The sequence below is a fragment of the Streptomyces sp. NPDC088553 genome, assembly GCF_044752965.1.
GTDB lineage: Bacteria > Actinomycetota > Actinomycetes > Streptomycetales > Streptomycetaceae > Streptomyces.
Genome location: NZ_JBIVMG010000006.1, coordinates 610,478 through 636,254, shown reverse-complemented (window position 1 = coordinate 636,254; position 25,777 = coordinate 610,478). Strand labels below are relative to the sequence as shown.

25 protein-coding genes are annotated in these 25,777 nt (G+C 71.5%); 11 read left to right on the top strand and 14 right to left on the bottom strand.

Features of this window, described 5'->3' with window-relative positions; translation table 11 throughout:
* Positions 1 to 1,113 carry an alpha/beta hydrolase gene (locus ACIP8Z_RS23560; protein ID WP_402086396.1) on the bottom strand — a complete coding sequence of 371 codons (1,113 nt, stop codon included), beginning with the start codon at positions 1,111 to 1,113 and terminating at the stop codon, positions 1 to 3.
* A 165-nt stretch (positions 1,114 to 1,278) separates the two neighbouring features.
* Here ACIP8Z_RS23560 and ACIP8Z_RS23555 point away from each other — a divergent pair, with 165 nt between their 5' ends.
* The 6 genes from ACIP8Z_RS23555 (at position 1,279) to ACIP8Z_RS23530 (ending at position 6,122) form a co-directional block, all read left to right on the top strand.
* Positions 1,279 to 3,123: a phosphatidylglycerol lysyltransferase domain-containing protein gene (locus tag ACIP8Z_RS23555; protein WP_402086393.1), complete on the top strand. Its 1,845-nt coding sequence runs from the start codon at positions 1,279 to 1,281 to the stop codon at positions 3,121 to 3,123.
* A 28-nt stretch (positions 3,124 to 3,151) separates the two neighbouring features.
* A complete protein-coding gene (gene folP, locus ACIP8Z_RS23550; protein WP_402086390.1) occupies positions 3,152 to 4,012 on the top strand; it encodes a dihydropteroate synthase in 861 nt (286 codons plus the stop codon).
* A complete protein-coding gene (locus ACIP8Z_RS23545; protein WP_402086387.1) occupies positions 4,009 to 4,476 on the top strand; it encodes a nuclear transport factor 2 family protein in 468 nt (155 codons plus the stop codon). Before folP ends, ACIP8Z_RS23545 begins: the two co-directional genes overlap by 4 nt.
* Positions 4,477 to 4,620: 144 nt before the next feature.
* Positions 4,621 to 4,980 (top strand): dihydroneopterin aldolase, encoded by a 360-nt coding sequence (folB, locus tag ACIP8Z_RS23540; RefSeq protein ID WP_073907907.1) that lies wholly within the window; start codon positions 4,621 to 4,623, stop codon positions 4,978 to 4,980.
* Complete coding sequence (gene folK, locus ACIP8Z_RS23535; protein WP_402086384.1) at positions 4,977 to 5,576, top strand: 2-amino-4-hydroxy-6-hydroxymethyldihydropteridine diphosphokinase; 600 nt, start codon at positions 4,977 to 4,979, stop codon at positions 5,574 to 5,576. The genes folB and folK overlap by 4 nt, the downstream gene beginning before the upstream one ends.
* Before the next feature lie 63 nt (positions 5,577 to 5,639).
* The gene (locus ACIP8Z_RS23530; protein WP_402086381.1) at positions 5,640 to 6,122 is read left to right on the top strand and encodes a DUF3180 domain-containing protein; all 483 of its coding nucleotides are present in this window, start codon (positions 5,640 to 5,642) and stop codon (positions 6,120 to 6,122) included.
* 22 nt (positions 6,123 to 6,144) lie between these two features.
* Here the strand turns inward: ACIP8Z_RS23530 and folE are convergent, their stop codons facing one another.
* The 6 genes from folE to dacB form a co-directional block, all read right to left on the bottom strand.
* Positions 6,145 to 6,750 (bottom strand): GTP cyclohydrolase I FolE, encoded by a 606-nt coding sequence (gene folE, locus ACIP8Z_RS23525; RefSeq protein WP_402086378.1) that lies wholly within the window; start codon positions 6,748 to 6,750, stop codon positions 6,145 to 6,147.
* Between the two features lie 99 nt (positions 6,751 to 6,849).
* A complete protein-coding gene (gene ftsH, locus ACIP8Z_RS23520) occupies positions 6,850 to 8,868 on the bottom strand; it encodes an ATP-dependent zinc metalloprotease FtsH (protein ID WP_402086375.1) in 2,019 nt (672 codons plus the stop codon).
* Between the two features lie 172 nt (positions 8,869 to 9,040).
* The gene (hpt, locus tag ACIP8Z_RS23515; protein WP_030219931.1) at positions 9,041 to 9,580 is read right to left on the bottom strand and encodes a hypoxanthine phosphoribosyltransferase; all 540 of its coding nucleotides are present in this window, start codon (positions 9,578 to 9,580) and stop codon (positions 9,041 to 9,043) included.
* Positions 9,581 to 9,621: 41 nt separating this feature from the next.
* Complete coding sequence (gene tilS, locus ACIP8Z_RS23510) at positions 9,622 to 10,641, bottom strand: tRNA lysidine(34) synthetase TilS (RefSeq protein ID WP_319316253.1); 1,020 nt, start codon at positions 10,639 to 10,641, stop codon at positions 9,622 to 9,624.
* A 208-nt stretch (positions 10,642 to 10,849) separates the two neighbouring features.
* Positions 10,850 to 11,989, bottom strand: a complete 1,140-nt coding sequence (locus tag ACIP8Z_RS23505) for a zinc-dependent metalloprotease (protein WP_402086372.1) — start codon at positions 11,987 to 11,989, stop codon at positions 10,850 to 10,852.
* A 93-nt stretch (positions 11,990 to 12,082) separates the two neighbouring features.
* A complete protein-coding gene (gene dacB, locus ACIP8Z_RS23500; RefSeq protein WP_402086369.1) occupies positions 12,083 to 13,486 on the bottom strand; it encodes a D-alanyl-D-alanine carboxypeptidase/D-alanyl-D-alanine-endopeptidase in 1,404 nt (467 codons plus the stop codon).
* Positions 13,487 to 13,588: 102 nt separating this feature from the next.
* On the opposite strand from dacB, the gene ACIP8Z_RS23495 reads away from it, so the two are divergent.
* Together ACIP8Z_RS23495 and ACIP8Z_RS23490 are read left to right on the top strand one after the other, a co-directional pair.
* Positions 13,589 to 14,080 carry an inorganic diphosphatase gene (locus ACIP8Z_RS23495; RefSeq protein ID WP_024758444.1) on the top strand — a complete coding sequence of 164 codons (492 nt, stop codon included), beginning with the start codon at positions 13,589 to 13,591 and terminating at the stop codon, positions 14,078 to 14,080.
* Positions 14,081 to 14,390: 310 nt separating this feature from the next.
* Positions 14,391 to 15,998 (top strand): threonine/serine exporter ThrE family protein, encoded by a 1,608-nt coding sequence (locus ACIP8Z_RS23490; protein WP_402086367.1) that lies wholly within the window; start codon positions 14,391 to 14,393, stop codon positions 15,996 to 15,998.
* 146 nt (positions 15,999 to 16,144) lie between these two features.
* Here the strand turns inward: ACIP8Z_RS23490 and ACIP8Z_RS23485 are convergent, their stop codons facing one another.
* The gene (locus tag ACIP8Z_RS23485) at positions 16,145 to 16,870 is read right to left on the bottom strand and encodes a DedA family protein (RefSeq protein ID WP_402086365.1); all 726 of its coding nucleotides are present in this window, start codon (positions 16,868 to 16,870) and stop codon (positions 16,145 to 16,147) included.
* A gap of 150 nt (positions 16,871 to 17,020) precedes the next feature.
* Between ACIP8Z_RS23485 and ACIP8Z_RS23480 the strand changes: the two genes are divergently transcribed.
* Positions 17,021 to 17,389: a YbjQ family protein gene (locus tag ACIP8Z_RS23480; RefSeq protein ID WP_319316234.1), complete on the top strand. Its 369-nt coding sequence runs from the start codon at positions 17,021 to 17,023 to the stop codon at positions 17,387 to 17,389.
* 96 nt (positions 17,390 to 17,485) lie between these two features.
* Here the strand turns inward: ACIP8Z_RS23480 and ACIP8Z_RS23475 are convergent, their stop codons facing one another.
* Positions 17,486 to 18,247 (bottom strand): MerR family transcriptional regulator, encoded by a 762-nt coding sequence (locus ACIP8Z_RS23475; protein ID WP_402086363.1) that lies wholly within the window; start codon positions 18,245 to 18,247, stop codon positions 17,486 to 17,488.
* Between the two features lie 125 nt (positions 18,248 to 18,372).
* Here ACIP8Z_RS23475 and ACIP8Z_RS23470 point away from each other — a divergent pair, with 125 nt between their 5' ends.
* Both ACIP8Z_RS23470 and ACIP8Z_RS23465 read left to right on the top strand, forming a co-directional pair.
* Positions 18,373 to 19,659 carry an ion channel protein gene (locus ACIP8Z_RS23470; protein ID WP_402086361.1) on the top strand — a complete coding sequence of 429 codons (1,287 nt, stop codon included), beginning with the start codon at positions 18,373 to 18,375 and terminating at the stop codon, positions 19,657 to 19,659.
* 49 nt (positions 19,660 to 19,708) lie between these two features.
* A complete protein-coding gene (locus tag ACIP8Z_RS23465) occupies positions 19,709 to 21,127 on the top strand; it encodes a glutamate decarboxylase (RefSeq protein ID WP_402086360.1) in 1,419 nt (472 codons plus the stop codon).
* Positions 21,128 to 21,136: 9 nt separating this feature from the next.
* Here ACIP8Z_RS23465 and ACIP8Z_RS23460 read toward each other — a convergent pair whose 3' ends face one another.
* From ACIP8Z_RS23460 to ACIP8Z_RS23440, 5 genes are all read right to left on the bottom strand, one after another.
* A complete protein-coding gene (locus ACIP8Z_RS23460; RefSeq protein WP_402086358.1) occupies positions 21,137 to 22,243 on the bottom strand; it encodes a WD40/YVTN/BNR-like repeat-containing protein in 1,107 nt (368 codons plus the stop codon).
* 283 nt (positions 22,244 to 22,526) lie between these two features.
* Positions 22,527 to 23,291 (bottom strand): ABC transporter permease, encoded by a 765-nt coding sequence (locus ACIP8Z_RS23455; protein WP_402086355.1) that lies wholly within the window; start codon positions 23,289 to 23,291, stop codon positions 22,527 to 22,529.
* Positions 23,288 to 24,304, bottom strand: coding sequence for an ATP-binding cassette domain-containing protein (locus ACIP8Z_RS23450; protein ID WP_402086353.1), 1,017 nt, complete (start codon positions 24,302 to 24,304; stop codon positions 23,288 to 23,290). Before ACIP8Z_RS23450 ends, ACIP8Z_RS23455 begins: the two co-directional genes overlap by 4 nt.
* A 148-nt stretch (positions 24,305 to 24,452) precedes the next feature.
* Positions 24,453 to 25,067: a PadR family transcriptional regulator gene (locus tag ACIP8Z_RS23445; protein WP_402086350.1), complete on the bottom strand. Its 615-nt coding sequence runs from the start codon at positions 25,065 to 25,067 to the stop codon at positions 24,453 to 24,455.
* A 45-nt stretch (positions 25,068 to 25,112) separates the two neighbouring features.
* Entirely contained in the window at positions 25,113 to 25,652 is a 540-nt protein-coding gene (locus ACIP8Z_RS23440) for a DinB family protein (protein WP_402086348.1), read from the bottom strand.
* Positions 25,653 to 25,777: the final 125 nt, after the last annotated feature.

The following is a 25,777-nucleotide window of genomic DNA, read 5'->3' as shown; positions in this document are numbered from 1 at the left end:
TCAGGTCGCGCTGAGCTTGCCGCTCATCCAGACCAGACCCGGCGGGATCTCGCGGTTCCACGTGTTGAAGTTGTGGCCCCCGCTCTCCAGCGTGATCGACGAGACCTTCGCCGGGCTCTTCACCTTCTTGATGAAGTCGAGCGTGCCCCGCCGGTTGCCCTCGCCCTGCTTCGACGTCGTCACCAGGAACGACGAGTGGCCCTGCGGCCGGTGGTCCAGGCTCCACAGCAGGTCGCCCCGCTTGCGCAGCCCGTCGTCCCCGTGGAAGAGGTCACCGGTCGTCACGTCCTCCGCCGCCCGGTAGTACGCGGAGAATCCCGCCCCGGCGGCGAACCGGTCGGGGTGGTGCAGGGCGATCTTCAGCGCGCAGTACCCGCCGGTGGAGTTCCCCATGAAGCCCCAGTTGCGGGGCTTCGTGCCCACCCGGTACGCCTCCGAGACCGCCTTCGGCACGTCCTCCGCGAAGAAGGTCTCCGTCTGCGGGCCGCCCGGCACGTCCACGCACTCGGTGTCCCGCGGCGGCGCCACCGTCGGGCGGAGCATCACCAGGATCATCGGCTGCATCCGGCCCTCCTTCGCCTGCTGGTAGGCCGTCTTCGGATACCTCAGCCCTTTGATCAGGTTCTCCGCCGTACCCGGATACCCCGTCAGCACCACCGAGGCCGGGAAGGTGCGCTTCGCGTACCTCGCCTGGAAGTACTCCGGCGGCAGGTACACGTAGGCCGGCGAGACGATCCCGGACCGCTCCCCCGCCACGACGACCTTCTGTATCTGGCCGGCGGTCGCCGGACGGCCGCCGCCCGGCACGTCGAGCGCCTGCGTCCCCACCACCCTGAGGTCCTTCGAACCGGCCGCGTGGTCGACGACCACACCCATGTCCTGCTCCTGCCCGAACAGGTCGGCCCACGACCCGTAGAAGAGGAATGAACGATTCGCCGCCAGGCCCACCGCGGCGAACAGCGCCAGCTGCGTCACCAGCAACAGCCCGATCCGCCCCACCACCGCCCGCCAGCCGCGCCGCGCGAGCCGCGGCCAGAGCCAGACCGTGACGGCGAACAGCGCCACGGCAAGAACGATCGCCACCACGAGGACTTTGTTGCTGGTGAGACCCATGGGACGACCGAGCCTTCTTTCTGAGAATTTCCTGTGCACCGATGAACCCGATTCCGCACGGCTCCGTCCTAGAAGGCGCACCAACCGGTACGGCCCGCCGAACGCGCCGCAGGGCCCGACCGGAGTCAAGGACCCTTCGCAGGACCACGGGAAGCACGGGAAGCCATGTCTGTCACAGTAGATGGGGACAAATCAGGATTGGTTCCGGTTCGAGTACGCCGGATTCTCCGCGGCCCCCGCCCCGAGAAGGTCCCCGCGCTCGTCGGCACCGCCTGCACCCTGATCGGCCTCATCGACATCGCCGCCGGCGTCTTCCCCCGCTTCCGCGCCAGCCGGATGCACGCCGTGGCCGAAGTCCTCCCCGGCACCCTCGGCCCCCTCTCCGCCGCCCTCTCCCTCAGCGCCGGCGTCCTCCTCCTGCTCCTCGCCCACGGCCTCAAGCGGCACAAACGCCGCGCCTGGCGCGCCGCCGTCGTCCTGCTCCCCCTCGGCGCCGCCGCCCAGTTCGTCTGGCGCCACTCCGTCCTCGGCGCCCTCCTCTCCCTCGTACTCCTCGCCCTCCTCCTGCGCCACCGCGGCGAGTTCGCCGCCCTGCCCGACCCGCGCAGCCGCTGGCGCGCACTCGCCAACTTCGTCGTCATGGGCGCCGGATCCATCGCCCTCGGCCTCGTCATCGTCAGCGCCCACCCGCGCCGCGTCATCGGCAGCCCCAGCCTCACCGACCGCCTCGAACACGTCCTGTACGGACTCTTCGGCATCGAAGGTCCCGTCGGCTACAGCAACGGCGTCGACTGGACCGTCGGCTACTCCCTCGGCGCCCTCGGCATGCTCACCGCCCTCACCACCATCTACCTCGCCTTCCGCCCCGAGCACCCCGCCGCCCGCCTCACCGACGACGACGAGGACAAGCTCCGCGCCCTCCTCGACCAGCACGGCGGCCGCGACTCCCTCGGCCACTTCGCCCTCCGCCGCGACAAGGGCGTCGTCTTCTCCCCCAGCGGAAAAGCCGCCGTCTGCTACCGCGTCGTCTCCGGCGTCATGCTCGCCAGCGGCGACCCCATCGGCGACGTCGAAGCCTGGCCCGGCGCCATCGAACGCTTCATGGACGAGGCCAAGGCCCACTCCTGGACCCCCGCCGTCATGGGCTGCTCCGAGACCGGCGGCCAGGTATGGACCCGCGAGACCGGCCTCGACGCCCTCGAACTCGGCGACGAGGCGGTCGTCGACGTCGCGGATTTCTCCCTCTCCGGACGAGCCATGCGCAACGTCCGCCAAATGGTCAAGCGCATCGAACGCAACGGCTACACCACCCGGGTCCGCCGCGTCCGTGACCTCGACGACGCCGAACTCGAACAGGTCCGCCGCGCCGCCGCCGACTGGCGCGGCACCGACACCGAACGCGGCTTCTCCATGGCCCTCGGCCGCATCGGCGCCCCCGGCGACGGCGACGCCGTGATAGCGACCGCCCACAAGACCGACGGCGGCGACACCCCCGACTCCCCCTACGGCGACCTCAAGGCGATCATCCACTTCGTCCCCTGGGGCCCGGACGGCATGTCCCTCGAACTCATGCGCCGCGACCGCTCCGCCGACCCCGGCATGAACGAGCTCCTCATCGTCGCCGCCCTCCAGGCCTCCCCCGGCCTCGGCATCGCGCGCGTGTCCCTCAACTTCGCCATGTTCCGCTCGGCCCTCGCCCGCGGCGAGAAGATCGGCGCCGGACCCGTCCTGCGCGTCTGGCGCGGACTCCTCGTCTTCCTCTCCCGCTGGTTCCAGATCGAATCGCTGTACAAGTTCAACGCCAAGTTCCGGCCCCGCTGGGAACCCCGCTTCGTCGTCTACCGCAAGAGCCGCGACCTCCCCCGCATCGGCTTCGCCGCCATGCAGGCCGAAGGCTTCGTGAACCTCGCCCTGCCCCGCCCCTTCACCCGCAGGCGCCCCACCCCGGCCCCACGCCCCTGCGCCCACATCGTCCCCGCCCCCTCCGAGCGCGAGGTCCGAGCGGCCTGATCCCGCCCCTGGGCCCTACGCTGGACACATGAGGACGACGATCGACCGGGGTACGGCCCGGGGCCTGCCGGAGTGGGACCGCTGCGCGGTCATGGGCGTGGTCAACGTGACCCCCGACTCCTTCTCCGACGGCGGCCGCTGGTTCGACACCACGGCCGCCGTCAAACACGGCCTCGACCTCGTCGCCGAAGGCGCCGACCTCGTCGACGTCGGCGGCGAGTCCACCCGGCCCGGCGCGAGCCGCGTCGACGAGGAGGAAGAACTCCGCCGCGTCGTCCCCGTCGTCCGCGGCCTCGCCGCCGAAGGCGTCACCGTCTCCGTCGACACCATGCGCGCCCGCGTCGCCGCCCGCGCCGTCGAAGCCGGCGCCCTCCTCGTCAACGACGTCAGCGGCGGCCTCGCCGACCCCGAGATGGTCCCCGCCGTCGCCGCCGCCGAGGTCCCCTTCGTCGTCATGCACTGGCGCGGATTCAGCCAGGACATGAACAGCCTCGCCGTCTACGACGACGTCGTCACCGAGGTCGTCGGCGAACTCCGCACCCGCCTGGAGGCCGTCATCGACGGCGGCATCGACCCCGAACGCATCGTCGTCGACCCGGGCCTCGGCTTCGCCAAGCTCGCCCCCCACGACCTCGCCCTCGTCGCCCACCTCCCCGAACTCCGCGCCCTCGGCCGCCCCCTCCTCGTCGCCGCCTCCCGCAAACGCTTCCTCGGCCACGTCCTCACCCGCGAAGGCGCCGCACCGCCGCCCGCGCGCGAACGCGACGCCGCCACCGCAGCCGTCTCCGCCCTCGCCGCCCACGCGGGCGCGTGGGCCGTCCGCGTCCACGAGGTCCGGGCCACCGCCGACGCCGTACGGGTCGCCCGCGCCGTCGAGGGAGCCGCGTGAGCCGCAGCGCCGACGAGGCGGCCGTCGAAGCCGCCAACACCGCCTTCTACGAGGCGATGGAGACCGGCGACTTCGAAGGCGTCTCAGCCCTCTGGCTCGACGACGGAGCCACCCCCATCACCTGCGTCCACCCCGGCTGGCCCGTCCTCACCGGCCGCGGCGAGGTGCTCCGCTCGTACGCGCTGATCATGGCGAACACCGAGTACATCCAGTTCTTCCTCACCGACCTCAAGATCTCCCTCGCCGGCCACACCGCCGTCGTCACCTGCACCGAGAACATCCTCAGCGGCGGCCCCGCCGAGGACGGCGCCGAACTGGGCCCCCTCGTCGGACAGCTCGTCGTCGCCACCAATGTGTTCCGCCACACACCCGACGGCTGGCGCGTCTGGTCCCACCACGCCTCCCCGGTCCTCACGGACACCGAGGAAACAGCGGACGAGGAGCCCGGCGGCGACACCCCGTGACCACGCCGCCACCCGCCTCCCGGACCCGCCCACGGCCCCCACAGGCAAGCTCTGTCGGTCCCCGCAGGTAGATTCGATGCTGGACACCCGGCCGTCCGCACCCGGCTGCGTGGCCACCGAACTACGACAGCAGGAGTGATTCGCGTGGATCGTGTCGCGCTGCGCGGCCTCAAGGCCCGGGGCCACCACGGCGTCTTCCCCAAGGAGCGCGAGGAGGGCCAGACCTTCATCGTGGACCTGGTCCTCGGCCTGGACACCCGCCCGGCGGCCGCCGACGACGACCTGGCGAAGACCGTGCACTACGGGATCGTCGCCGAAGAGGTCGTCGACGTCGTCCAGGGCGAGCCCGTCGACCTCATCGAAACACTCGCCGAGCGCATCGCCCAGCAATGCCTCAGCCACACCGGGGTACAAGAGGTGGAGGTCGTCGTCCACAAACCGGACGCGCCCATCACCGTGCCGTTCGACGACGTGACCATCACGATCACCCGGAGCCGACGATGAAGCCGACCCACAGCGACCCCACCGTCCAGCCCGTACCGGCCTCCGTCGTCGCCACCGTCGACGCCGCCGACACGACGCTGTCCAACCCCCGCTGGGCCGTCGTAGCCCTCGGCGCGAACCTCGGCAACCGCCTGGAGACCCTCCAGGGGGCCGTCGACGCCCTCGCCGACACCCCCGGCCTCCGGGTCAAGGCCGTCTCCCCCGTGTACGAGACGGAGCCCTGGGGCGTCGACCCCGAGAGCCAGCCCTCGTACTTCAACGCCGTCGCACTGGTGAAGACGACACTGCCCCCCTCCTCCCTCCTGGAGCGGGCCCACGCCGTCGAGGAGGCCTTCCACCGCGTCCGCGAGGAACGCTGGGGGGCCCGCACCATCGACGTCGACATCGTCGCCTACGCGGACGTGATCTCCGACGACCCCGTCCTCACCCTCCCGCACCCCCGCGCCCACCAGCGCGCCTTCGTCCTCGCCCCCTGGCACGACGTGGACCCCGAGGCCCAGCTCCCCGGCCACGGCACCGTCGCCGGCCTCCTCTCCGGCCTCGGCGACGACGGCATCGCCCGCCGCGCCGACCTGGAACTCCGTCTGCCCGAGTAGTCGTTACGCTTCGTGGCAGACCCCACAACGGACCACGACCGACGACCAGGAGAAGGACACCCGGTGAAACAACTGCGGCTGAAGGTGCTCGCCGGACTGTTCCTCGCGGCCGGCATCCTCTCCTGGGGCGCCGCGCGGCTCTGGGACGCGGTCGGCACCCTGCCCAGCGTGCCGATCGCCGCGCCCATCGTCCTCGCCGTGATCGCGGCCGTCCTCACCGCGACCGCCCTCTCCCTCCGCGCCCGCCTCAAAGCCCAGCGCGAACGCCGCCCCGGCGCCAAGGGCGTCGAACCCCTGATGGCGGCCCGCGCGGTGGTCTTCGGCCAGGCGAGCGCCCTGGTGGCCGCCCTCGTCGCCGGCATGTACGGCGGCACGGGCGTCTTCCTCCTCGGCTCCCTCGACGTCCCGGCCCGCCGCGACCAGGCCCTCTACGCGGCCTTCGCGGTGGCGGCGGGCATCGCCGTCATCGCGGCCGCCCTCTTCCTGGAGCGCGTCTGCAGACTCCCGGAAGACGACGACGAGGGCCCGGGCAAGGCCCGGGTCTGATGCACCCGCCCGTCGTGGCGCCTCAGCGCGCCATGATGAGGCTCATCGCCTCGGCGCGGGTCGCGGGATCACGCAGCTGGCCGCGCACGGCCGAGGTGATCGTCTTGGCGCCCGGCTTGCGGATGCCGCGCATCGACATGCACATGTGCTCGCATTCGAAGACCACGATGACGCCGCGAGGCTCCAGGATGTCCATCAGCGAGTCCGCCACCTGCGTGGTGAGCCGTTCCTGCACCTGGGGGCGGCGGGCGTAGACGTCGACGAGCCGGGCCAGCTTCGACAGGCCCGTTATCTTCCCCGTCGTCGACGGGATGTACCCGACGTGCGCCACCCCGCGGAACGGTACGAGGTGGTGCTCACATGTCGAGTACACCTCAATATCCTTGACCAGCACCATCTCGTCGTGGCCGAGGTCGAACGTGGTCGTCAGGACCTCCTCGGGCGTCTGCCACAGACCCGCGAAGATCTCCTTGTACGCCCGCGCCACCCGCGCCGGCGTCTCCCGCAGGCCCTCGCGGTCCGGGTCCTCGCCGACCGCGATGAGGAGCTCGCGTACGGCCGCCTCGGCGCGCTTCTCGTCGAAATCGCCGATCGTGCCCTCGCCGTCCAGCGTCACCGGGTCGGTCATCTCTGTGCCTCGTTCCGTCTGACTGATGTGCGCGAAATGCCGCGCCCCCACAGGCTAAAACCTGTGGGGGCGCGGCAGCCATTCCGGGGTGCGGGACGGTCAGTCCTCCGGGGTGTCCACCGGGGCGATCTCGATGCCCTTCGTGGTGTCGACCGCGGGGGTCGCCGAACCGTTCGCGCTGTTCGTCAGGGCGAGCTCCTTGGGGGAGAGCACCGGCGGACGCGTGGACGGGGTACGGCGGGAGGAGCCGGTCCAGGCCGGGCGGGCCGGGCGCTTGACGATGGGGGTGAAGATCTCGGCGATCTCCTCCTTGCCCAACGTCTCCTTCTCCAGGAGGGCGAGGACCAGGTTGTCGAGGACGTCGCGGTTCTCGACGAGGATCTCCCAGGCCTCGTTGTGAGCGGTCTCGATGAGCTTCTTGACCTCTTCGTCGACCAGCGCCGCGACCTCTTCCGAGTAGTCGCGCTGGTGCGCCATCTCACGGCCGAGGAAGGGCTCGGTGTTGTCGCCACCGAACTTGATCGCGCCGAGACGCTCGGTCATGCCGTACTGGGTGACCATCGCGCGGGCCGTTGCCGTGGCCTTCTCGATGTCGTTGGCGGCGCCGGTGGTCGGGTCGTGGAAGACCAGTTCCTCCGCCGCACGGCCGCCCAGCATGTACGCCAGCTGGTCGAGCATCTCGTTGCGGGTGGTCGAGTACTTGTCCTCGTCCGGCAGGACCATCGTGTAGCCCAGGGCGCGGCCGCGGGACAGGATGGTGATCTTGTGGACGGGGTCGGAGTTCGGCGAGGCCGCCGCGACGAGGGCGTGGCCGCCCTCGTGGTACGCGGTGATCTTCTTCTCCTTGTCCGACATGATCCGGGTCCGCTTCTGCGGGCCCGCGACCACTCGGTCGATCGCCTCGTCCAGTGCCGCGTTGTCGATCAGCTTCTGGTCGCTGCGGGCGGTGAGGAGCGCCGCCTCGTTGAGGACGTTGGAGAGGTCCGCGCCGGTGAAGCCGGGGGTGCGTCGGGCGACGGCGCTGAGGTCGACGTCCGGTGCGACCGGCTTGCCCTTCTGGTGGACCTTGAGGATCTCCAGGCGGCCCTGCATGTCCGGGCGGTCGACGGCGATCTGCCGGTCGAAGCGTCCGGGGCGCAGGAGGGCGGGGTCGAGGATGTCGGGCCGGTTGGTGGCGGCGATCAGGATGACGCCGCCCTTCACGTCGAAGCCGTCCATCTCGACGAGCAGCTGGTTGAGGGTCTGCTCGCGCTCGTCGTGGCCGCCGCCGAGGCCGGCGCCGCGGTGGCGTCCGACGGCGTCGATCTCGTCGACGAAGACGATGGCGGGTGCGTTGGCCTTGGCCTGCTCGAAGAGGTCGCGGACCCGGGAGGCGCCGACGCCGACGAACATCTCGACGAAGTCGGAGCCGGAGATCGAGTAGAACGGGACCCCGGCCTCGCCGGCGACGGCGCGCGCGAGGAGCGTCTTGCCGGTTCCGGGGGGGCCGTAGAGCAGGACGCCCTTGGGGATCTTGGCGCCGACGGCCTGGAACTTGGCCGGCTCCTGGAGGAACTCCTTGATCTCGTGGAGTTCCTCGACGGCCTCGTCCGAGCCCGCGACGTCGGCGAAGGTGGTCTTCGGCGTGTCCTTGGTGATGAGCTTGGCCTTGGACTTGCCGAACTGCATGACGCGGGAGCCGCCGCCCTGCATCTGGTTCATCAGGAAGAGGAAGACGACCACGATGAGGACGAAGGGGAGGAGGGAGAGCAGGATCGAGACGAAGGGCGACTGCTTCGTCGGGGAGACGGTGTAGCCCTTCTCGATCTGCCCGGCCTCGAACTTCTCCTGCAGCTTGTCGGCGACGTCGACGCCCTGGGAGCCGATGTAGCTGGCCTGGACCTTGCTGCTGTTGTCGATCTTCTGACCGTCGACGAGTTCGATCTTGATGATCTGCTCGTCACCGGTGGTGACCTTTGCCTGCTTGACCTGGTTCTTGTCGATCGCCTGGACGACCTTGCCGGTGTCCACCGTCTTGTAGCCCTCGGACGAGCCGACGACCTGCATCAGCACGACCACGGCGAGGACGGCCAGCACGATCCACATGACCGGCCCACGGAAGTATCGCTTCACGTCCATCCATACGGAGCGAGAACGCCCCGTCCCTCCTGCCCGTAGGAAAATGCTGCTGTGAGAGCTGCTGTGTGAAAAAGCTGTTCTTCGGACGGTACCTCAGCATCGTCGCCCGCGACCGCCTTCCCGTGGTTCAACGGGGGGAAGGCGGTGCGGGTTCCCCGTACGGCGCTGGTGTTCAGCCGCCGTAGACGTGTGGGGCGAGCGTGCCGACGAACGGAAGGTTCCGGTACTTCTCGGCGTAGTCGAGGCCGTAGCCCACGACGAACTCGTTGGGGATGTCGAATCCGATCCACTTGACGTCGATCGCGACCTTGGCGGCCTCGGGCTTGCGCAGCAGCGTGCAGACCTCGAGGGAGGCGGGCTCGCGCGAGCCGAGGTTCGACAGCAGCCAGGACAGGGTCAGGCCGGAGTCGATGATGTCCTCGACGATCAGGACGTGCTTGCCCTTGATGTCGGTGTCGAGGTCCTTGAGGATTCTGACGACGCCCGAGGACTGGGTGCCGGCGCCGTAGGAGGAGACGGCCATCCAGTCCATGGTGACGGGGGTGGAAAGGGCGCGAGCCAGATCCGCCATCACCATCACGGCGCCCTTGAGGACGCCGACGATGAGCAGGTCCTTGCCCGCGTATTCCGCGTCGATCTTCGCGGCCAGCTCTGCCAGCTTGGCGTCGATCTCTTCCTTGGTGATGAGCACCGACTGGAGGTCGGTGCCCATGTCCTTCTCGTTCACCCGGGTCACTTTCGTTGCAGCGTGCGTCAGCCTTGCCGGATGACCAGTCTGCCACCCTGGCGGCGGGCTTCGACGCGGCCGGGCAGGTTGATGGCCCCTTGGCCGCGCCAGCCGGTGATGAGCCGGTCGACTTCTTCGATGTGGCGGGCGAAGAGGGAGCCGGCGGGTGCGCCCTCGGCGATGACGGCGCGGCGCAGGACGCGGCGGCGTACGGCGGGGGGCAGGCCGTGGAGCTTGGCGCACTCCAGGGCGCCCGCCTCGTCGCGTACGCGGGTCTCGGCGTCGGCGGCCCAGGTGTCGAGGGCGTCGGCGTCGTCGCGGGAGAGCTGGGCCGTTCGGGCGAGGGCTTCGACGACGCCCTTGCCGAGGGCTTTCTCGAGGGCGGGGAGGCCTTCGTGGCGGAGCCTGGAGCGGGTGTAGGCGGGGTCGCTGTTGTGGGGGTCGTCCCAGACGGCGAGTTCCTGTGCGACGCAGGCCTTGCGGACGGTCTGGCGGTCGAGCTGGAGGAAGGGGCGCCGGTAGCGGCCGGAGGCGCCGGAGATCGCGGCCATGCCGGAGAGCGAGCGGATGCCGGAGCCGCGGGCGAGTCCGAGCAGGACGGTTTCCGCTTGGTCGTCGCGGGTGTGGCCGAGGAGGATCGCGGTGGCTCCGTGGCGTTCGGCGGCGGCGTCGAGGGCCGCGTACCGCGCGTCGCGTGCGGCGGCCTCGGGGCCTCCTTCGCGGCCGACGGTGACGGTGACGGCCTCGGAGGGGGTGAGGCCGAGGGCGGTCATGCGTCCGACGACCTCGCCCGCGCGGGTGTCGGAGCCGTCCTGGAGTCCGTGGTCGACGGTGATGCCGCCGGCGCGTACGGGAAGCTTGCGGGCCTCGAAGGCGAGGGCGGAGGCGAGCGCCATGGAGTCGGCGCCTCCGGAGCAGGCGACGAGCACGAGGGGGGTGTGTGCGTCGCGCGCGGGGGCGGGGTCGGTCTGGTGCTCGGTGAGGACGTCGTGGAGTACGCGGCGGACCGCCAGGCGTATCGCCGCGACCGCAGGATGGGGACCCATGTCCGGTGCCCTTCGTGAATGGGGTGGGGTGCCTCGGTCGGAGTCTTAACGGTCGGAAAGGGGGGTTCGGTCACTCAGAGTGCGTCGATGGTGACAGAAACCCGGCCGTTACCCGAGCATTGCACGCCTCACCCCATGCCCAGGGTCCCTCGGATGGGTGATTGGTGGGTCGTTCCGACGTGTTCCTGTGCCGTGTGCCGCACCTGTCTCACGAGTCTGCCTTACGGTGCACCCTCGCGATCCAGTCGGTGGGGGCGGCGATCTCGGCCTTGGTGGGGAGTGTGTTGGGCGAGGTCCAGACGCGGTTGAAGCCGTCCATGCCGACCTGGTCGACGACGGCGCGGACGAAGCGCTCGCCGTCGCGGTACTGGCGGAGCTTGGCGTCGAGGCCGAGGAGCTTGCGGAGGGCGAGGTCGAGGCGGGAGGCGCCGCGGGCGCGGCGCTGCTGGAACTTCTCGCGGATCTCCGCGACGGAGGGCACGACCTGGGGTCCGACGCCGTCCATGACGTAGTCGGCGTGGCCTTCGAGGAGGGACATGACGGCGGTGAGGCGGCCGAGGATCTCGCGCTGTTCGGGGGTCTGGACGAGTTCGACGAGGGAGGGGGCGGGTTCGCCCTGCTCGCCTTCGGGGCGACCGCCGGCGAGGGTCTGGGCGGCTTCGCGGAGGCGTTCGACGACGGTGCCGGGGTCGACGTCGGTGGCGGCGAGGAACGACTGGATTTCGCCCTGGAGGTGGTCGCGGAGCCAGGGGACGGCGGTGAACTGGGTGCGGTGGGTCTCCTCGTGGAGGCAGACCCAGAGCCGGAAGTCGTGCGGGGAGACTTCGAGTTCGCGTTCGACGTGGACGATGTTGGGCGCGACGAGGAGGAGGCGTCCGCCGCCGTCGGCGCCGGCGGGGAGGTCGCGGGTGGCGGGGGCGAAGGTCTCGTACTGGCCGAGGATGCGGGAGGCGAGGAACGACAGGAGCATGCCGAGTTCGACGCCGGTGACCTTGCCGCCGACGGCGCCGAGGACGGCGTTGCCGGGGGTGGTGGAGCGGCGGTCCTGCATCTTGCCGAGGAGCGGGGTGAGGAGTTCGCGGAAGCCGGCGACGTTGGCCTTGATCCAGCCGGCCCGGTCGACGACGAGGACGGGCGTGTCGTGGAGCTCCATGCCCTCGGGGATCATCCGGGTGTAGGCCCGGACGTGTTCCTCCGAGGCTTTGGCGTGCTTGCGGAGTTCGGCGACGACCTCGCGGGCCTCGTCGCGGCTGACTTCGGGTCCGGGCCGCACGAGGCGGGTCGCGGTCGCGACCGCGAGGTTCCAGTCGACCATCCCGGATGTGCCTGCGCCACCGATGCTCGTCATGCGTCAACCGTACGGTCTCGAAGGCTGTTCGGGGTGGGTTCGGGACGGCTTCCGTGCGGGTCGGGGCGGTGTCCTTGCCGGGGCGGGTGGTGGTCAGCCCCGTGTGGCGAGGGCGGCGGAGAGGCGGTCGAGGGCGGGCTGTGCCTCGTACGGGGAGAGGGTGCCGCCGGCGAGGAACGCGAAGGCGAGGAGGCGCCCGTCGGCGGTGACGACGGTTCCGGCGAGGGTGTTGACGCCGGTCAGGGTGCCGGTCTTGGCGCGGACGAGTCCGGCGCCCTCGGTGGCGGGCGCGGTGTCGAAGCGGCCGGCGAGGGTGCCGGTGAAGCCGCCGACGGGCAGTCCGGTGAGGAGGGGGCGCAGGGCGGGGCGGGCGGGGTCGGCCGCCCGGGTGAGGAGTCCGGTGAGGAGGGCGGCGGAGACGCGGTCGCGGCGGTCGAGTCCGCTGCCGTCGGCGAAGCGGGCGCCGGTGACGGGGAGGCCGAGGCGGGCGAGTTCCTCGCGGACGGCCTTGGCGGCGCCGTCGAAGCTCGCGGGCTTCTTGCGGGCGAGGGCGGTCTGCCGGGCGAGGGCTTCGGCGAGGTCGTTGTCGCTGTGGGTGAGGGTGCGTTCGACGAGGTCGGCGAGGGGTGCGGAGTACGTACGGGCGAGGGGGGCGGCCTTCGGGGTGCGGCCGGGGGCCGGGTCGCCGGTGATCTCGATGCCTGCTGCGGCGAGGTGGCCGGCGAAGGCGGTGGCGGTGTCGCCCGCGGGGTCGCCGGTGCGGGGTGCGGGGCCGCTCCCGCTGTCGTCGAGGCGTCCTTCGTCAGTCATGAGGGCGACGACGGGGGCGAGGTTCTCGTTGGGGCCGATGGGGTGGGTCGAGGGGCCCTGGTAGAGGTTCGTGTCGTAGGTGAGGCGTACGGAGGCGTGGCCGCGTGCGGTGAGGGCGCGGGCGGTGTCGGTGGCGAGGGCCTTGAGGCGGGCCGGGTCGAGCGTGGGGTCGCCGCCGCCGGTGAGGGTGATGGTGCGGCCGTCGGGGGCGGCGGTGACGGTCGTGGCGATGCGGTGGTCGGGGCCGAGGGCGGAGAGCGCGGCCGCGGTGGTGGCGATCTTGACGGTGGACGCGGGGGTCATGGGGGTGCCGGCGCCCTCGCCGTACAGCTGCTTGCCGGTGGCGGTGTCGACGACGGAGGCCGTGCGCAGCCGGCCGAGCCCGGGGTCGGCGAGGAGCGGTACGAGGCGGGCGGCGAGGTCCGCGGGGCGGGCGGCGGGGGCCGGGGCGTGCAGGGCGGTGAGGACGCCGGGGGCGCTCGGGGCGGGTGCGGGGCGCTTCGGCGGGGCGGGCGCGGGGGGCGGGGCGTGACGCGCGCCACCCGCCGCCGGGGCGGCGGCGCGGGCCCGCTCCGCCGTACGCTGACCCGAGTCCCACGGACCGGCCGCGGTCACCGCTACGGCGGCCAGGGCCAGTCCGAGGGCGGCGGAGCCCGCCGTGAGCTGCCACATCCTCGGCTCGGGCATTGCTGACCAGCCCCTTTCGCGATCACACACGTGCGTGAGGGACACTTAATCACCGCGCGTCGTCGCGAGCATTCAGTTGTGTTGATTCAGGAGGAGCCACCCGTGGAGTTCGACGTTCTCATCGAGATCCCCAAGGGATCGCGTAACAAGTACGAGGTCGACCACGAGACGGGTCGCATCCGTCTGGACCGTCGTCTGTTCACGTCGACGGCGTACCCGACCGACTACGGCTACGTCGAGAACACCCTCGGTGAGGACGGCGACCCGCTGGACGCGCTCGTCATCCTCGACGAGCCCACCTTCCCGGGCTGCCTGATCAAGTGCCGCGCGATCGGCATGTTCCGCATGACGGACGAGGCGGGCGGCGACGACAAGCTGCTGTGCGTCCCGGCCACGGACCCGCGCATGGAGCACCTGCGGGACATCCACCACGTGGCGGAGTTCGACCGCCTGGAGATCCAGCACTTCTTCGAGGTCTACAAGGACCTGGAGCCGGGCAAGTCGGTCGAGGGCGCCGACTGGGTCGGTCGCGCCGAGGCCGAGGAAGAGATCGAGAAGTCGTACGCGCGCGCCAAGGAGCAGGGCGGCCACTGAGCCGGTTCCGTTCTGAGCGTGTGAAGGCGGTGCACCCGTTGGGTGCACCGCCTTTCGCACATCCATCGCACGCTCATACTGGAATCCACGGTTCCCGGGGAGTGAGGCGGACAGAGTGGTGGCGGAGCCGGGCGGCTCGAAGGACGATGCTGAGGACTCTGGGGAGGTCTCTGCGGAGGTGGCTCCCGAGGACTCTGCCGAGGACTCCGGGGAGGTCTCTCCCGAGGTCTCTCCCGAGGTCTCCGGGGAGGTCTCTCCCGAGGACCTCCCGGGAGGCTTTCCTGAGGTCTCTCCTGAGGATCGGAAGCCGTTGTCGGACGAGGCGCGGAGCGCCTTCGTGCCGCCGGTCGGGGTGGAGCAGCCCGCGCCGCCGGAGGAGGAGCACCCGACCTCCGAGTTCGCCCTTCCCCCGGGGCTGACGACGGAGCCGCCGGCCGAGACGGAGGGTTCGGCGTTCGCGCCGCCCGCCACGTACTCGGCGAAGAACTCGCCGCCGGCCTTCACCCCCGCGTACGGGGTGCCTCTGGTGCGGCTCTCGCAGAACGCGCCGTGGCAGGACCGGATGCGGACCATGCTGCGGCTCCCGGTGGGTGAGCGGCCGGTGCCCGAGGCGCCGCGCAAGGAGGACGAGAGCGGCCCCTCGGTGCCGCGTGTGCTCGACCTGACCCTGCGTATCGGCGAGCTGCTGCTCGCGGGCGGGGAGGGCGCGGAGGACGTCGAGGCGGCGATGTTCGCGATCTGCCGCTCGTACGGTCTGGACCGGGTCGAGCCGACGGTGACGTTCACCCTGTTGTCCGTCACGTACCAGCCGTCGCTCGTGGACGATCCGATCACGGCGAACCGGACGGTACGGCGACGGGGCACGGACTACACCCGGCTCGCGGCGGTGTACACGCTGCTCGCGGACATCAACGCGCGGGCGCACGAGGTGACGCCCGAGGAGGCGTACGGGCGGCTCGCGGAGATACGGCGCAACCGGCACCCGTATCCCGGCTGGGTCCTGACGGCGGCGGCGGGTGTGCTCGCCGGGGCGGCCTCGGTGCTGCTGGGCGGCGGTCCGACGGTGTTCTTCGTGGCGGCACTCGGCGCGGTGCTCGGCGACCGGCTGGCGTGGCTGTTCGCCGGGCGCGGGATGCCGGAGTTCTACCAGTTCCTGGTGGCGGCGATGCCGCCGGCGGCGATGGGCGTGCTCCTGACGATGCTGCACGCGGATCTGCGGCCGTCGGCGGTGATCACCGGTGGCCTGTTCGCGCTGATCCCGGGGCGGGCGCTCGTGGCGGCGGTGCAGGACGGTCTGACCGGCTTCTACATCACGGCCTCGGCCCGGCTCCTGGAGGTCGCGTACTTCTTCGTCGCGATCGTGGTGGGCGTGCTGTCGGTGCTGTACATCGCCGTGCAGTTCGACGCTCAGCTGAACCCGGAGGGGGCGCTGCGGGCGGTGGAACGGCCGGTGACGCAGATCCTGGCGTCGATGGTGCTGTGCGCGACCTTCGCGATCCTGTTGCAGCAGTCGCGGTCGACCGTGCTCTTCGCGACGCTGAACGGCGGGGTGGCGTGGGTGATCTACGCCTCGATAGCGGTGACGGCGGAGGGGTCGGCGGTCATGGCGACGGCGGTGGCGGCGGGTCTGGTGGGCCTCTTCGGCCAGCTGATCGCCCGCTACGAGCACACGTCGTCGCTGCCATACGTGACGGCGGCGATCGGCCCGCTCCTGCCCGGTTCGGCGACGTACTTCGGGGTGCTGGCGATCGCCCAGAACAACCTGGACCAGGGCTTCGCCTCGCTGGCGAAGGCGGCGGCCCTGGCCCTGGCGATCGCGATCGGGGTGAACCTGGGAGGCGAGCTGGCCCGCCTCTTCATGCAGGCCCCCGGTGCCGCGGCGGCCCGCCGCGCGGCCAAGCGGACCAGGGGCTTCTAGCGGGGCATCCGGGGCTTTCGGGGCCCGGGACACGGGTCGTCGGCCGAGGCCTGGGCCGTCGGCCGAGGCCTGGGCCGTCGGCCGGGACACGGGAAGGGCCCCGCACGGTGTGCGGGGCCCTTCCGGTGCTTCGAGCGGGTCCGTGGTCAGCGCTTCGCGTGCCGGCCGCGGGGCGGGTTGGGGGTGCCGGGGGCGTCGTGGTCACCCGGGGCGTCGTGATCGCCGTGGTCGCCGCCCCTGACCTGTGCCTTCTTCGACTGGGAGCGGGACCTCAGCACCTCGATCACGATCGGCACGACGGAGATCAGGACGATCCCGACGAGGATCATCTCGATGTGCTGGTGCACGAACTCGACCTTGCCGAGGGAGGCGCCGAGCAGGGTCACGCCCGCGCCCCAGAGCACACCGCCGATGATGTTGTACGTGATGAACAGGCGGTAGTTCATGCGGCTGACGCCGGCGATGATCGGCGTGAACGTCCGCACGATGGGGACGAAGCGGGCCAGGATCAGCGACTTCGGGCCGTGCTTCTCGAAGAACTCGTGCGCCTTCTCGACGTTCTCCTGCTTGAAGAGCTTCGAGTCGGGGCGCTTGAAGAGCGACGGGCCGACCTTGCGTCCGAAGAGGTATCCGACCTGGTCGCCGAGGACCGCCGCGGCCACGATCAGCGTGCACATCAGCCACAGCGGCATGTCCAGCTTGCCGGTCGTGATCAGCAGGCCGGTGGTGAAGAGCAGTGAGTCGCCGGGCAGGAAGAACCCGATGAGGAGGCCGGACTCGGCGAAGACAATGGCCAGGACACCGATCGGACCAAAGGTCTGGATCAGATAGTCCGGGTCCAACCAGCTCGGTCCGAGGGCAAGCGTGTTCACGGGTTCCGGGCTCCTGCGGTCGGTGGGGGCATGGGGGACGGCTGGCCCCAAGCTATCAACGTGAACCGGACGCGACCGGTTCCACCCTGTGCCCACAGGATGCGGAGAGGGCCCGTTCCCCCGAGGCTGTGGGCCAGGAGGTGTATGCCGATGGGCATCGAGGAGTACGGAGGCGGCCAGGGGTCGCACCCCGACGTACTGGTCGTGACGACGAACGACGTGCCGGGCTTCGAGGTCCGGCAGGTGATCGGTGAGGTCTTCGGGCTCACCGTCCGCTCCCGCCATCTGGGCAGCCAGATCGGCGCGGGCCTCAAGTCGATGGTCGGCGGGGAGCTGAAGGGGCTGACGAAGACCCTCGTGCAGACCCGGAACCAGGCCATGGAACGCCTGGTGGAACAGGCTCGGGCGCGCGGCGCCAACGCGGTGCTGATGTTCCGCTTCGACGTGACGGACGCGGCGGACGTGGGCACGGAGGTGTGCGCGTACGGCACGGCGGTGGTGATCGCACCGATCGCCTGACCCTGCGGCGGCGCCGTGGGGCCGGACCCCCGGGCGAAGCCGTCGGACGGCCCCGGGGGTCCGGCCCGATGCCCCCCCCCGGAGCCGGCTCCCGCGTCAGGCGCCCAGGCGTCGCGCGTTCGCCCGGACGGCGGCGTGGAGGTGCTCGGGCAGGCCGGCGTGGAGCGCGTCGTAGAAGGCGTGGAAGTTCTCGTCGGCGAGGTACATCCCCGCGAGCCCCTCGTGGGTCTTCGGGTGGCACTCGAAGAACCAGGTGGTGATGTGGCGGCGGTGGGCCTCGGCGAGGTCCATCGCCTCCTCGGAGCCGGGGGCCAGGCCCCGCTCCATGAGGTCGGCGTAGGCCGCGCCCCAGGCGTCCACCTCGTCCTTCATCCGCTGCCAGTCCTCCTTGGTGTACGCGGCGGCCCGTGCCTGGGCCAGGTCGTGCGAGTACGTGCCGCCCCAGCGGCGCGCGGTCTCCTCCGCGTACCGCTCGGGGTCCTTGTCCCCGAAGACCTCGAACTTCTCCTCGGGGGTGAGATTGATGCCCATCCGCTTCGCCTCCATGGCGTGCTCGACGGCCGCCGCCATCCTCCGGAGCTCACCGATCCGCTCGGTCAGCAGCGCGTGCTGCCGCCGCAGGTGCTCCCGCGGGTCGGCGTGCGGGTCGTCGAGGAGGACGGCGACCTCTTCGAGGGGAAAGCCGAGCTCCCGGTAGAACATGATCTGCTGCAGCCGGTCGAGGTCCGCGTCGTCGTAGCGGCGGTGTCCCGCCGTGCTGCGGCCGCTCGGGGAGAGCAGCCCGATCGCGTCGTAGTGGTGCAGGGTGCGCACCGTGACCCCGGCGAGGCCGGATACCTGTCCTACGGAGTAGCCCATCGGCCGTCCGCCCCCTTCTCTGTCGGTACGCGTGTCAGCCTCGGGCCTGACGCGACGTGAGGTGCAAGTCCGTTCGACCCGGATTTCGGGATGTTGTGCGGCATTTGCTCACTTATGGTGGGGCGGTGGCCCCCGATCATGCTCCGCCTCCTCCCCCCGCCGGCACCGCGACCCCGGTCCAGGTCCTGCTCCCCCAAGTGCTGCCCGCGCTCGTGGTCGGAGTGGCGGCCAGCCTGCTGTTCCTCGGGATCGAGGCCCTCTCGGAGGAACTCGAGGACGTTCTCTGGCACGACCTGCCGGGCGCCCTCGGCATCGGCGACTACTCCTCCCTCTGGATCATCAGCATGCTCACGGCGGCCGGCATCGCTGTGGGCCTCGTCATCTGGAAGTTCCCCGGACACGCCGGGCCCGACCCGGCCTCCGAGGGCCTCGGCGGCACGCCGCTCGCCCCCGGGGTCATCCCGGGCCTCCTGCTCGCGAGCACGCTCGCGCTCGCCGGCGGGGTCAGCCTCGGCCCCGAGAACCCGATCATCGCGTCCAACATCGCCCTCGCCTACTGGCTGGGCCGCAAGGCCGCCCCCACCGTCCCCGGTGCCTTCTGGGTCTCCCTGGCCTCGGCCGCCACCATCGGCGCCCTCTTCGGCACCCCGGTGGCCGCCGCCCTCGTCATCTCCGAGGCCCTCGTCGGCGTACCGGGCCGCGGCTCGCTCTGGGACCGGCTCTTCGCCCCGCTCGTCGCCGCCGGCGCCGGCGCCATGACCACCCAGCTGCTCGCCGAACCCAGCTTCGCCATGGGGCTCCCGCCCCTCACCGACCCCGGCTGGGGCGACCTGCTCGCCGCCCTGGTGATCGCCACCGCCGCGGCCGCCTTCGGCCTCGCCGCGTGCTATCTCTTCCCCTACGTCCACGCCGCCTTCCGGCGCCTGCGGCACCCCATGCTGATGCTGCCCCTCGGCGGACTCGTCCTCGGCCTCCTGGGCGCCATCGGCGGGTCTCTGACCCTCTTCAAGGGCCTGGAGCAGGTCAAGGAGCTCACCTCCTCGGTCGGCAGCTGGTCCTCCGGCGAGCTGGCCAGGATGGCCGTGATCAAACTCCTCGCCCTCCTCATCGCCGCCTCCTGCGGCTTCCGGGGCGGCCGGATCTTCCCCGCCGTCTTCATCGGCGCCGCCTTCGGGCTGCTCGCCCAGGCCCTCGTCCCCGAGGTGCACCCGGCGGTCGCCGTCTCCTCCGCCGTCCTCGGCGTCCTGCTCGCCACCACCCGGCAGGGCTGGATCAGCCTCTTCGTCGGCGGCGTCCTCGCCGCCTCGCCCGCGATGTTCGCCCTGCTCTGCCTGGCCTCCCTCCCCGCCTGGCTGATCGTCACCGGCCGCCCCCAGCTCGAACTCGACCATCAGGGCCGCGCCCTGCACTGACCCGGTTCCCCCTCGGAGAGAACCTCCCACCGGACAGAAGGAGTCCCCCATGGCGCTGCACAAGGGTTCCCCCACCTCCCCCGCCCAGCCCGAACGCCGGCTCGCCCTCAATCCCTTCTTCGGCGAGGCCAACCCGGTCGGCGGTATGACCGAGGCCCCACCCCAACACCAGCTGCCCGAGGGCCCGCTGCCCCCGTCGAGCGCCTACCAGCTCGTCCACGACGAGCTGATGCTCGACGGCAACTCCCGGCTCAACCTCGCCACCTTCGTCACCACCTGGATGGAGCCCCAGGCGGGCGTCCTGATGGCTGAGTGCCGCGACAAGAACATGATCGACAAGGACGAGTACCCGCGCACCGCCGAGCTGGAGCGCCGCTGCGTCGCCATGCTCGCCGACCTGTGGCACGCCCCGGACCCGGCCACCGCCGTCGGCTGCTCCACCACCGGCTCCAGCGAGGCCTGCATGCTCGCCGGCATGGCCCTCAAGCGCCGCTGGGCGAAGCGGAACGCCGACCGCTACCCGGGCAGCGCCCGCCCCAACCTGGTCATGGGCGTCAACGTCCAGGTCTGCTGGGACAAGTTCTGCAACTTCTGGGAGGTCGAACCCCGCCTCGTCCCCATGGAGGGCGACCGCTTCCACCTCGACGCCGAGACCGCCGCCGCGCTCTGCGACGAGAACACCATCGGCGTCGTCGCCGTCCTCGGCTCGACCTTCGACGGCTCCTACGAGCCCGTCGCCGAGATCTGCGCCGCCCTGGACGCCCTCCAGGAGCGCACCGGTCTCGATATCCCCGTCCACGTCGACGGCGCCTCCGGCGCCATGATCGCCCCGTTCCTCGACGAGGACCTGGTCTGGGACTTCCGGCTCCCCCGGGTCTCCTCCATCAACACCTCCGGTCACAAGTACGGCCTGGTCTACCCGGGCGTCGGCTGGGCCCTGTGGCGCTCCCCCGAGGAACTCCCCGAGGATCTCGTCTTCCGCGTCAACTACCTGGGCGGCGACATGCCCACCTTCGCCCTCAACTTCTCCCGGCCGGGCGCCCAGGTCGTCGCGCAGTACTACACCTTCCTCAGGCTCGGCCGGGAGGGCTACCGCGCGGTGCAGCAGACATCCCGCGACATCGCCCGCGGCCTCGCCGAACGGATCGAGGCCATGGGCGACTTCCGGCTCCTCACCCGCGGCAACCAACTGCCCGTCTTCGCCTTCACCACCACTCCCGACGTCACCTCCTTCGACGTCTTCGACGTCTCCCGGCGCCTCCGCGAACAGGGCTGGCTGGTCCCCGCCTACACCTTCCCCGCCAACCGCGAGGACCTGTCCGTGCTGCGCGTGGTCTGCCGCAACGGCTTCTCCGCCGACCTGGCCGAGCTCTTCATCGAGGACCTGAACCGGCTCCTGCCCGAACTCCGGCGCCAGCCGCACCCGTTCACCGACGATCGAAGCAGCGCGACCTCCTTCCACCACTGACTCCTGCCCTCAACCGCCCGCGGGGTCCTCGCAGGCCAGCTGGAACTCCGACCAACGCACCCCGTCCGCGGTCAGCGCGTACCGACAGCGGGACCCCTCGCGCAGCAGCCCGAGCGGGGTGCGACGGGTGTGGTGCGTGCCGTCGTCGAGCCGGGTGAAGGTACGGCCGCCGTCCACGCTCCCGTACCCCGACAGCTCCCCTCCGATCTCGACCCGCCCGCCGGGTCCCGGGACCGGCAGCCCCAGGAGCGTGCGGGGCTGTTCCGTCGGCCCCGTCGTCCACATCCGCTGCCAAGTCATCCCGCCGTCCACCGAACGGTGCAGCGCCCGCATCGGGTTCTTGACGGGCTCACCGCCCACCAACTCCCCCATCTCCGCCGCGTACACCGCGTCCCTGCCCACCGCCACCGTCGTGTGCCACCCGGGGCTCGCGACGGGGCTCGGCAGCCGGCTGACCGTCCAGCCACGGCCCCCGTCCCGGGAGACGGCGACCGCCGCCCGCCCCGACAGCGGGTCCGTGCCCGAGACCCACCAGGACCCGTCGGGCTCCGGCTGCTCCTGGGGACGGGGATGCGCCCCCAGGAGGGGCACCCTGGCCAGCGCCCGACGCCGCCCGTCCCGCGGCGAGATCACCACGAGACGCTGCCGCTCGCAGTCGTCCGGCAGGGCCGCGGAGGGCGCGGCGCAGTCGGTGCCGAGCACCGCCCCCGCGGGTATCTCCGGGGTCGTCCCGACCGTACGCCGGTCGCCCGCCCGCCAGTCGCGCCCGCCGTCCTCGGTGAACCAGGTCCGCGCGCCCGGCTCGGCGCCGCCCTCCTCGACGAGCGCCCGGCCGGGGCCGAGGGGCACCAGGTTCGCCGATATGCCGTCCGTCCCCGACACGCGGGGCAGCGGGGACCGCCGCAGCACCCATTCCTCCGCCCCGGCGTCCAGCACGGCCACGTGCTGCCTGCAGAAGCCGTTCTCCGGGACCGCCGGGTCGCTCACGCACGAGGCGAGCAGCGCGAACCCGCTGCCGTCCCGCGCGAAGCCCAGACTGTGCGCCCAGCCGGGCAGCGCCGGCGCCGACGGAATCCGGGGCGGCGCCCCGAACAGCCCCGGATCCGGCCGGGCCACCGGCCCCTCACCGACCGACCCCGGGGCCCCCGCGCCTCCCGAAGCACCCGAGCTCCCCGGCACCCCCGGGCTCCCCGAACCGCCTGCCTCCGGAGCCGACTTCGGCCCCGTACACCCGCTCAACACCACCAGCACCAGCGCCACGACGGCGCCGGCCACTCCTCCCACGGGCCTGCGCATCGCACGTCCCCCTGTCCTCCCTCGGGCGGTCCGCGGTGAACCGCTGCTTTCCATACACCGCTCACCGCCCTCGGGTTCCCACTTCCACGCAGCCGGTTCCCCACTACTTCCCGAGCCGCCCGAACTTCCGTACCGCCAGCGGGAAGAAGACCGCGAGCAGCACCAGCGGCCACACCACCGCCGCCCAGACGTGCCCCGGCTCACCGCCCGGATTGCCGAAGAGGTCACGGACCGCCGTCGCGGTCGCCGACATCGGGTTCCACTCCACGAACGTGCCGAGCCAGCCCGGCATCGAGTCCGGCGAGGCGAAGGCGTTGGAGAGGAAGCCGATGGGCCAGACCAGGATCTGCACCGCCTGCACCAGCTCGGGCCGCCCCGCGACCAGCGCGAGGAAGATCCCGATCCACAGCATCGCGAACCGCAGCAGGAGCAGCAGTCCCAGCGCCCCCAGGGTGCTCCCCGGGCCACCGTCGGCCCGCCAGCCGATCGCGTACCCGACGCCGACCATCACGAGCAGCCCCACCGTCGACTGGAGCATGTCGGCGGCCGCCCGCCCCACGAGCACCGCCCCGTCGGCCATCGGCATCGCCCGGAACCGGTCGATCACACCCTTGTTGAGGTCCTGCGTCACCGCCGTCATGGTGCCTTCGAGCCCGAACACCATGGTCAGCGTGAGCATCCCGGGCACCAGGAAGTCGACGTAGTCGCCGTCGACGCTCCGCCCGCCGCCGACCAGATAGCCGAACATCAGCAGCATCATCACCGGGAACACGAGCCCGACCAGGACCTGCACCGGCTGCCGCGCCCAGTGCGCCAGCTCCCGGCGGGTCATCGTCCAGCAGTCGCCCATCACGTACGCGGCGCTCATGCCGCCACCTCCCTCTCCTGACGCCCGCCCGACACATCCGAAGCGCCCGCCTTATCCGAAGCACCCGCCGCATCCGACGCGCCCGTCAGATGCAGGAAGACCTCGTCCAGCGTCGGCCGCCGCAGGGCGATGTCCTCCGCCTCGATCCCGGCCGCCGCCAGCACCCGCACGGTCTCGGCGAGCGAGGCCATCCGGTCCACCACCGGCACGCTGAGCAGCCGCCGGTCGGCGTCCACGCTCACCTCGGCCCGCGGCACGGGCAGCAGCCCGGCCGCCTCGTCGAGCCGCGCCCCGTCCCGTACGACCACGTCGATGCGGTCCACGCCGACCCGCGCCTTGAGCTCGTCGGCCGTGCCGTCGGCCACGACCCGCCCCTGGTCCACGACCGAGATCCGGTCGGCGAGCTGGTCGGCCTCCTCCAGGTACTGCGTGGTCAGCAGCACCGTGGTGCCTCCGCCGACGAGCGAGCGCACCGACTCCCAGACCTCACCGCGCCCGCGTGGGTCGAGTCCCGTCGTCGGCTCGTCCAGGAAGAGCACCTCGGGCTCCGTGATCAGCGAGGCCGCCAGGTCGAGCCGCCGCCGCATGCCGCCGCTGAACTGCTTGACCGGCTTGCGGCCGGTGTCGGTGAGGCCGAAGCGCTCCAGGAGCTCGTCGGCCCGCGTGCCCGCGCGCCGCGCGCCCAGGTGGTGGAGCCGGCCGAACATCTCCAGGTTCTGCCGGCCGCCCAGCTCCTCGTCGAGGGCCGCGTGCTGCCCGAGCAGCCCGATCCGCCGCCGTACCTCCCGGGCCTCGGTCCGTACGTCGTGCCCCGCCACCCGCACCAGGCCCTCGTCGTGGCGGAGCAGGGTGGCCAGGATCCGTACGGTCGTCGTCTTGCCCGCGCCGTTGGGCCCGAGCAGGCCGTGGACGGTGCCGCGCCGGACCGTGAGGTCGAGGCCGGCCAGGGCGTCCTTCTCGCCGTACCGCTTGCGTGCGCCCTCCACGAGGATCGCGTCCCCAGTCGCTGCCATGTCGATTCCTCCAGAAATCGTCGTAGTCAAATTTGACCAGTGCCCACCGACGAAGCAAGCTATGCCCTGCCCAGGACTTAGTCAAACTTGATTAGCTGGTTTCCTGAGCCGTGCTCGTTCAGGTCGCACACCCGAGTCGCACGCCCGGTCAGGTCGCGAAGGGGTTCTCCTCGCCCTCCGCGAGCACGCCCACGAAAGGCTCACCCTCGCCCGCGAACACATACGCCCCACCCTCGATCCGCTCGATCAGGCCGAGCGTCCACTCCTTGCCGGCGTCCGCCGAGTGGACCCACAGATGCATGATCTCGCCGATGTGCCCGAGCTGACCGGGGCCGCCCTCCGGCGTGTAGTACTCCGTGACCGTGCTCCGCCACTCGTCGAGCGCCCGCACCCGCTGCCGCAGCAGCTCCGCGGCCTCGCCCCGGGGCAGGTCCACGATGAAGCCGATGCCCGCCGACAAGACGTCCATCTTCTGGTCGTACGTGGTCAGCGCCTCGCGCAGCAGCGCGAAGTACTCCTCCAGCCCGCGCTCCGTCAGCTCGTACTCGACGCGCGGCGGCCCGCCCACCGCGCTCGGCGCCACCTCGTGCGCGTGCAGCAGTCCCTGCTTCGCCATCTGCTTCAGCGCGTGATAGATCGAGCCGGGCTTGGCGTGGGACCACTCGTGCGCGCCCCAGAACTCCAGGTCGTTGCGGACCTGGTAGCCATGGGCGCGGCCGTGCTGCTTCACCGCGCCCAGGACGAGAAGACGGATCGCGGACATCCCACGTACCTCCTAGTCAATTTTGACCAGGGTACGCGCGCGGGGTCACCGCCCCTGCTCCGCCGCGATCAGTTCGAAGGAGCCCTTGCCGTCCAAGGACTCGCGGATGACGTCCGCGTGCCCGGCGTGCCGGCCGGCCTCCTGCACCAGGTGGAGCAGCATCCAGCGGACCGAGACCCGCCCGTCCTCGGGGAACCACGGCGCCTTGGGCAGCGGGAAGGTGTCGTCCAGGCTCGGCACCGAGCGGATGTACTCCTCGGTCTCCTTCGCCACGCCCGCCCAGAACTCCACGATCTCCGGGATCGTCTCCCCGTCCACGAGCCGGAAGCCCTCGCCCCAGGTCTCCTGGCTGCGCTGCCGCTCGTTCGGCCGCTGCTGGGCCAGCCGGAGCCAGTTCAGCTCGACCTCGGCGACGTGCTTGAGCAGCCCGGAGAGGCTGAGCTCGCTCGCGCTGGGGCGACTCGCCGCCTGCTCCTCGGTGAGACCGAGGAGCGAGCGGCGGATCGCGGCGCGCTGGGCCTCGACGAAGTTGAGGAGCGCGCCGCGCTCGTCGCCGTGGGCCTCCGTGGGAACCAGAGCCACCATGATGTCCGCCTTCCGTAGCTGAACCTCTTCGACACCGACCACGCTACGGAGGCTTGCGGACAGGGAGTGTCCGCAAGCAGGAACCTTCCGCAGGAACCTCAGGCAGCGACGTCCCCCAAGAGGGA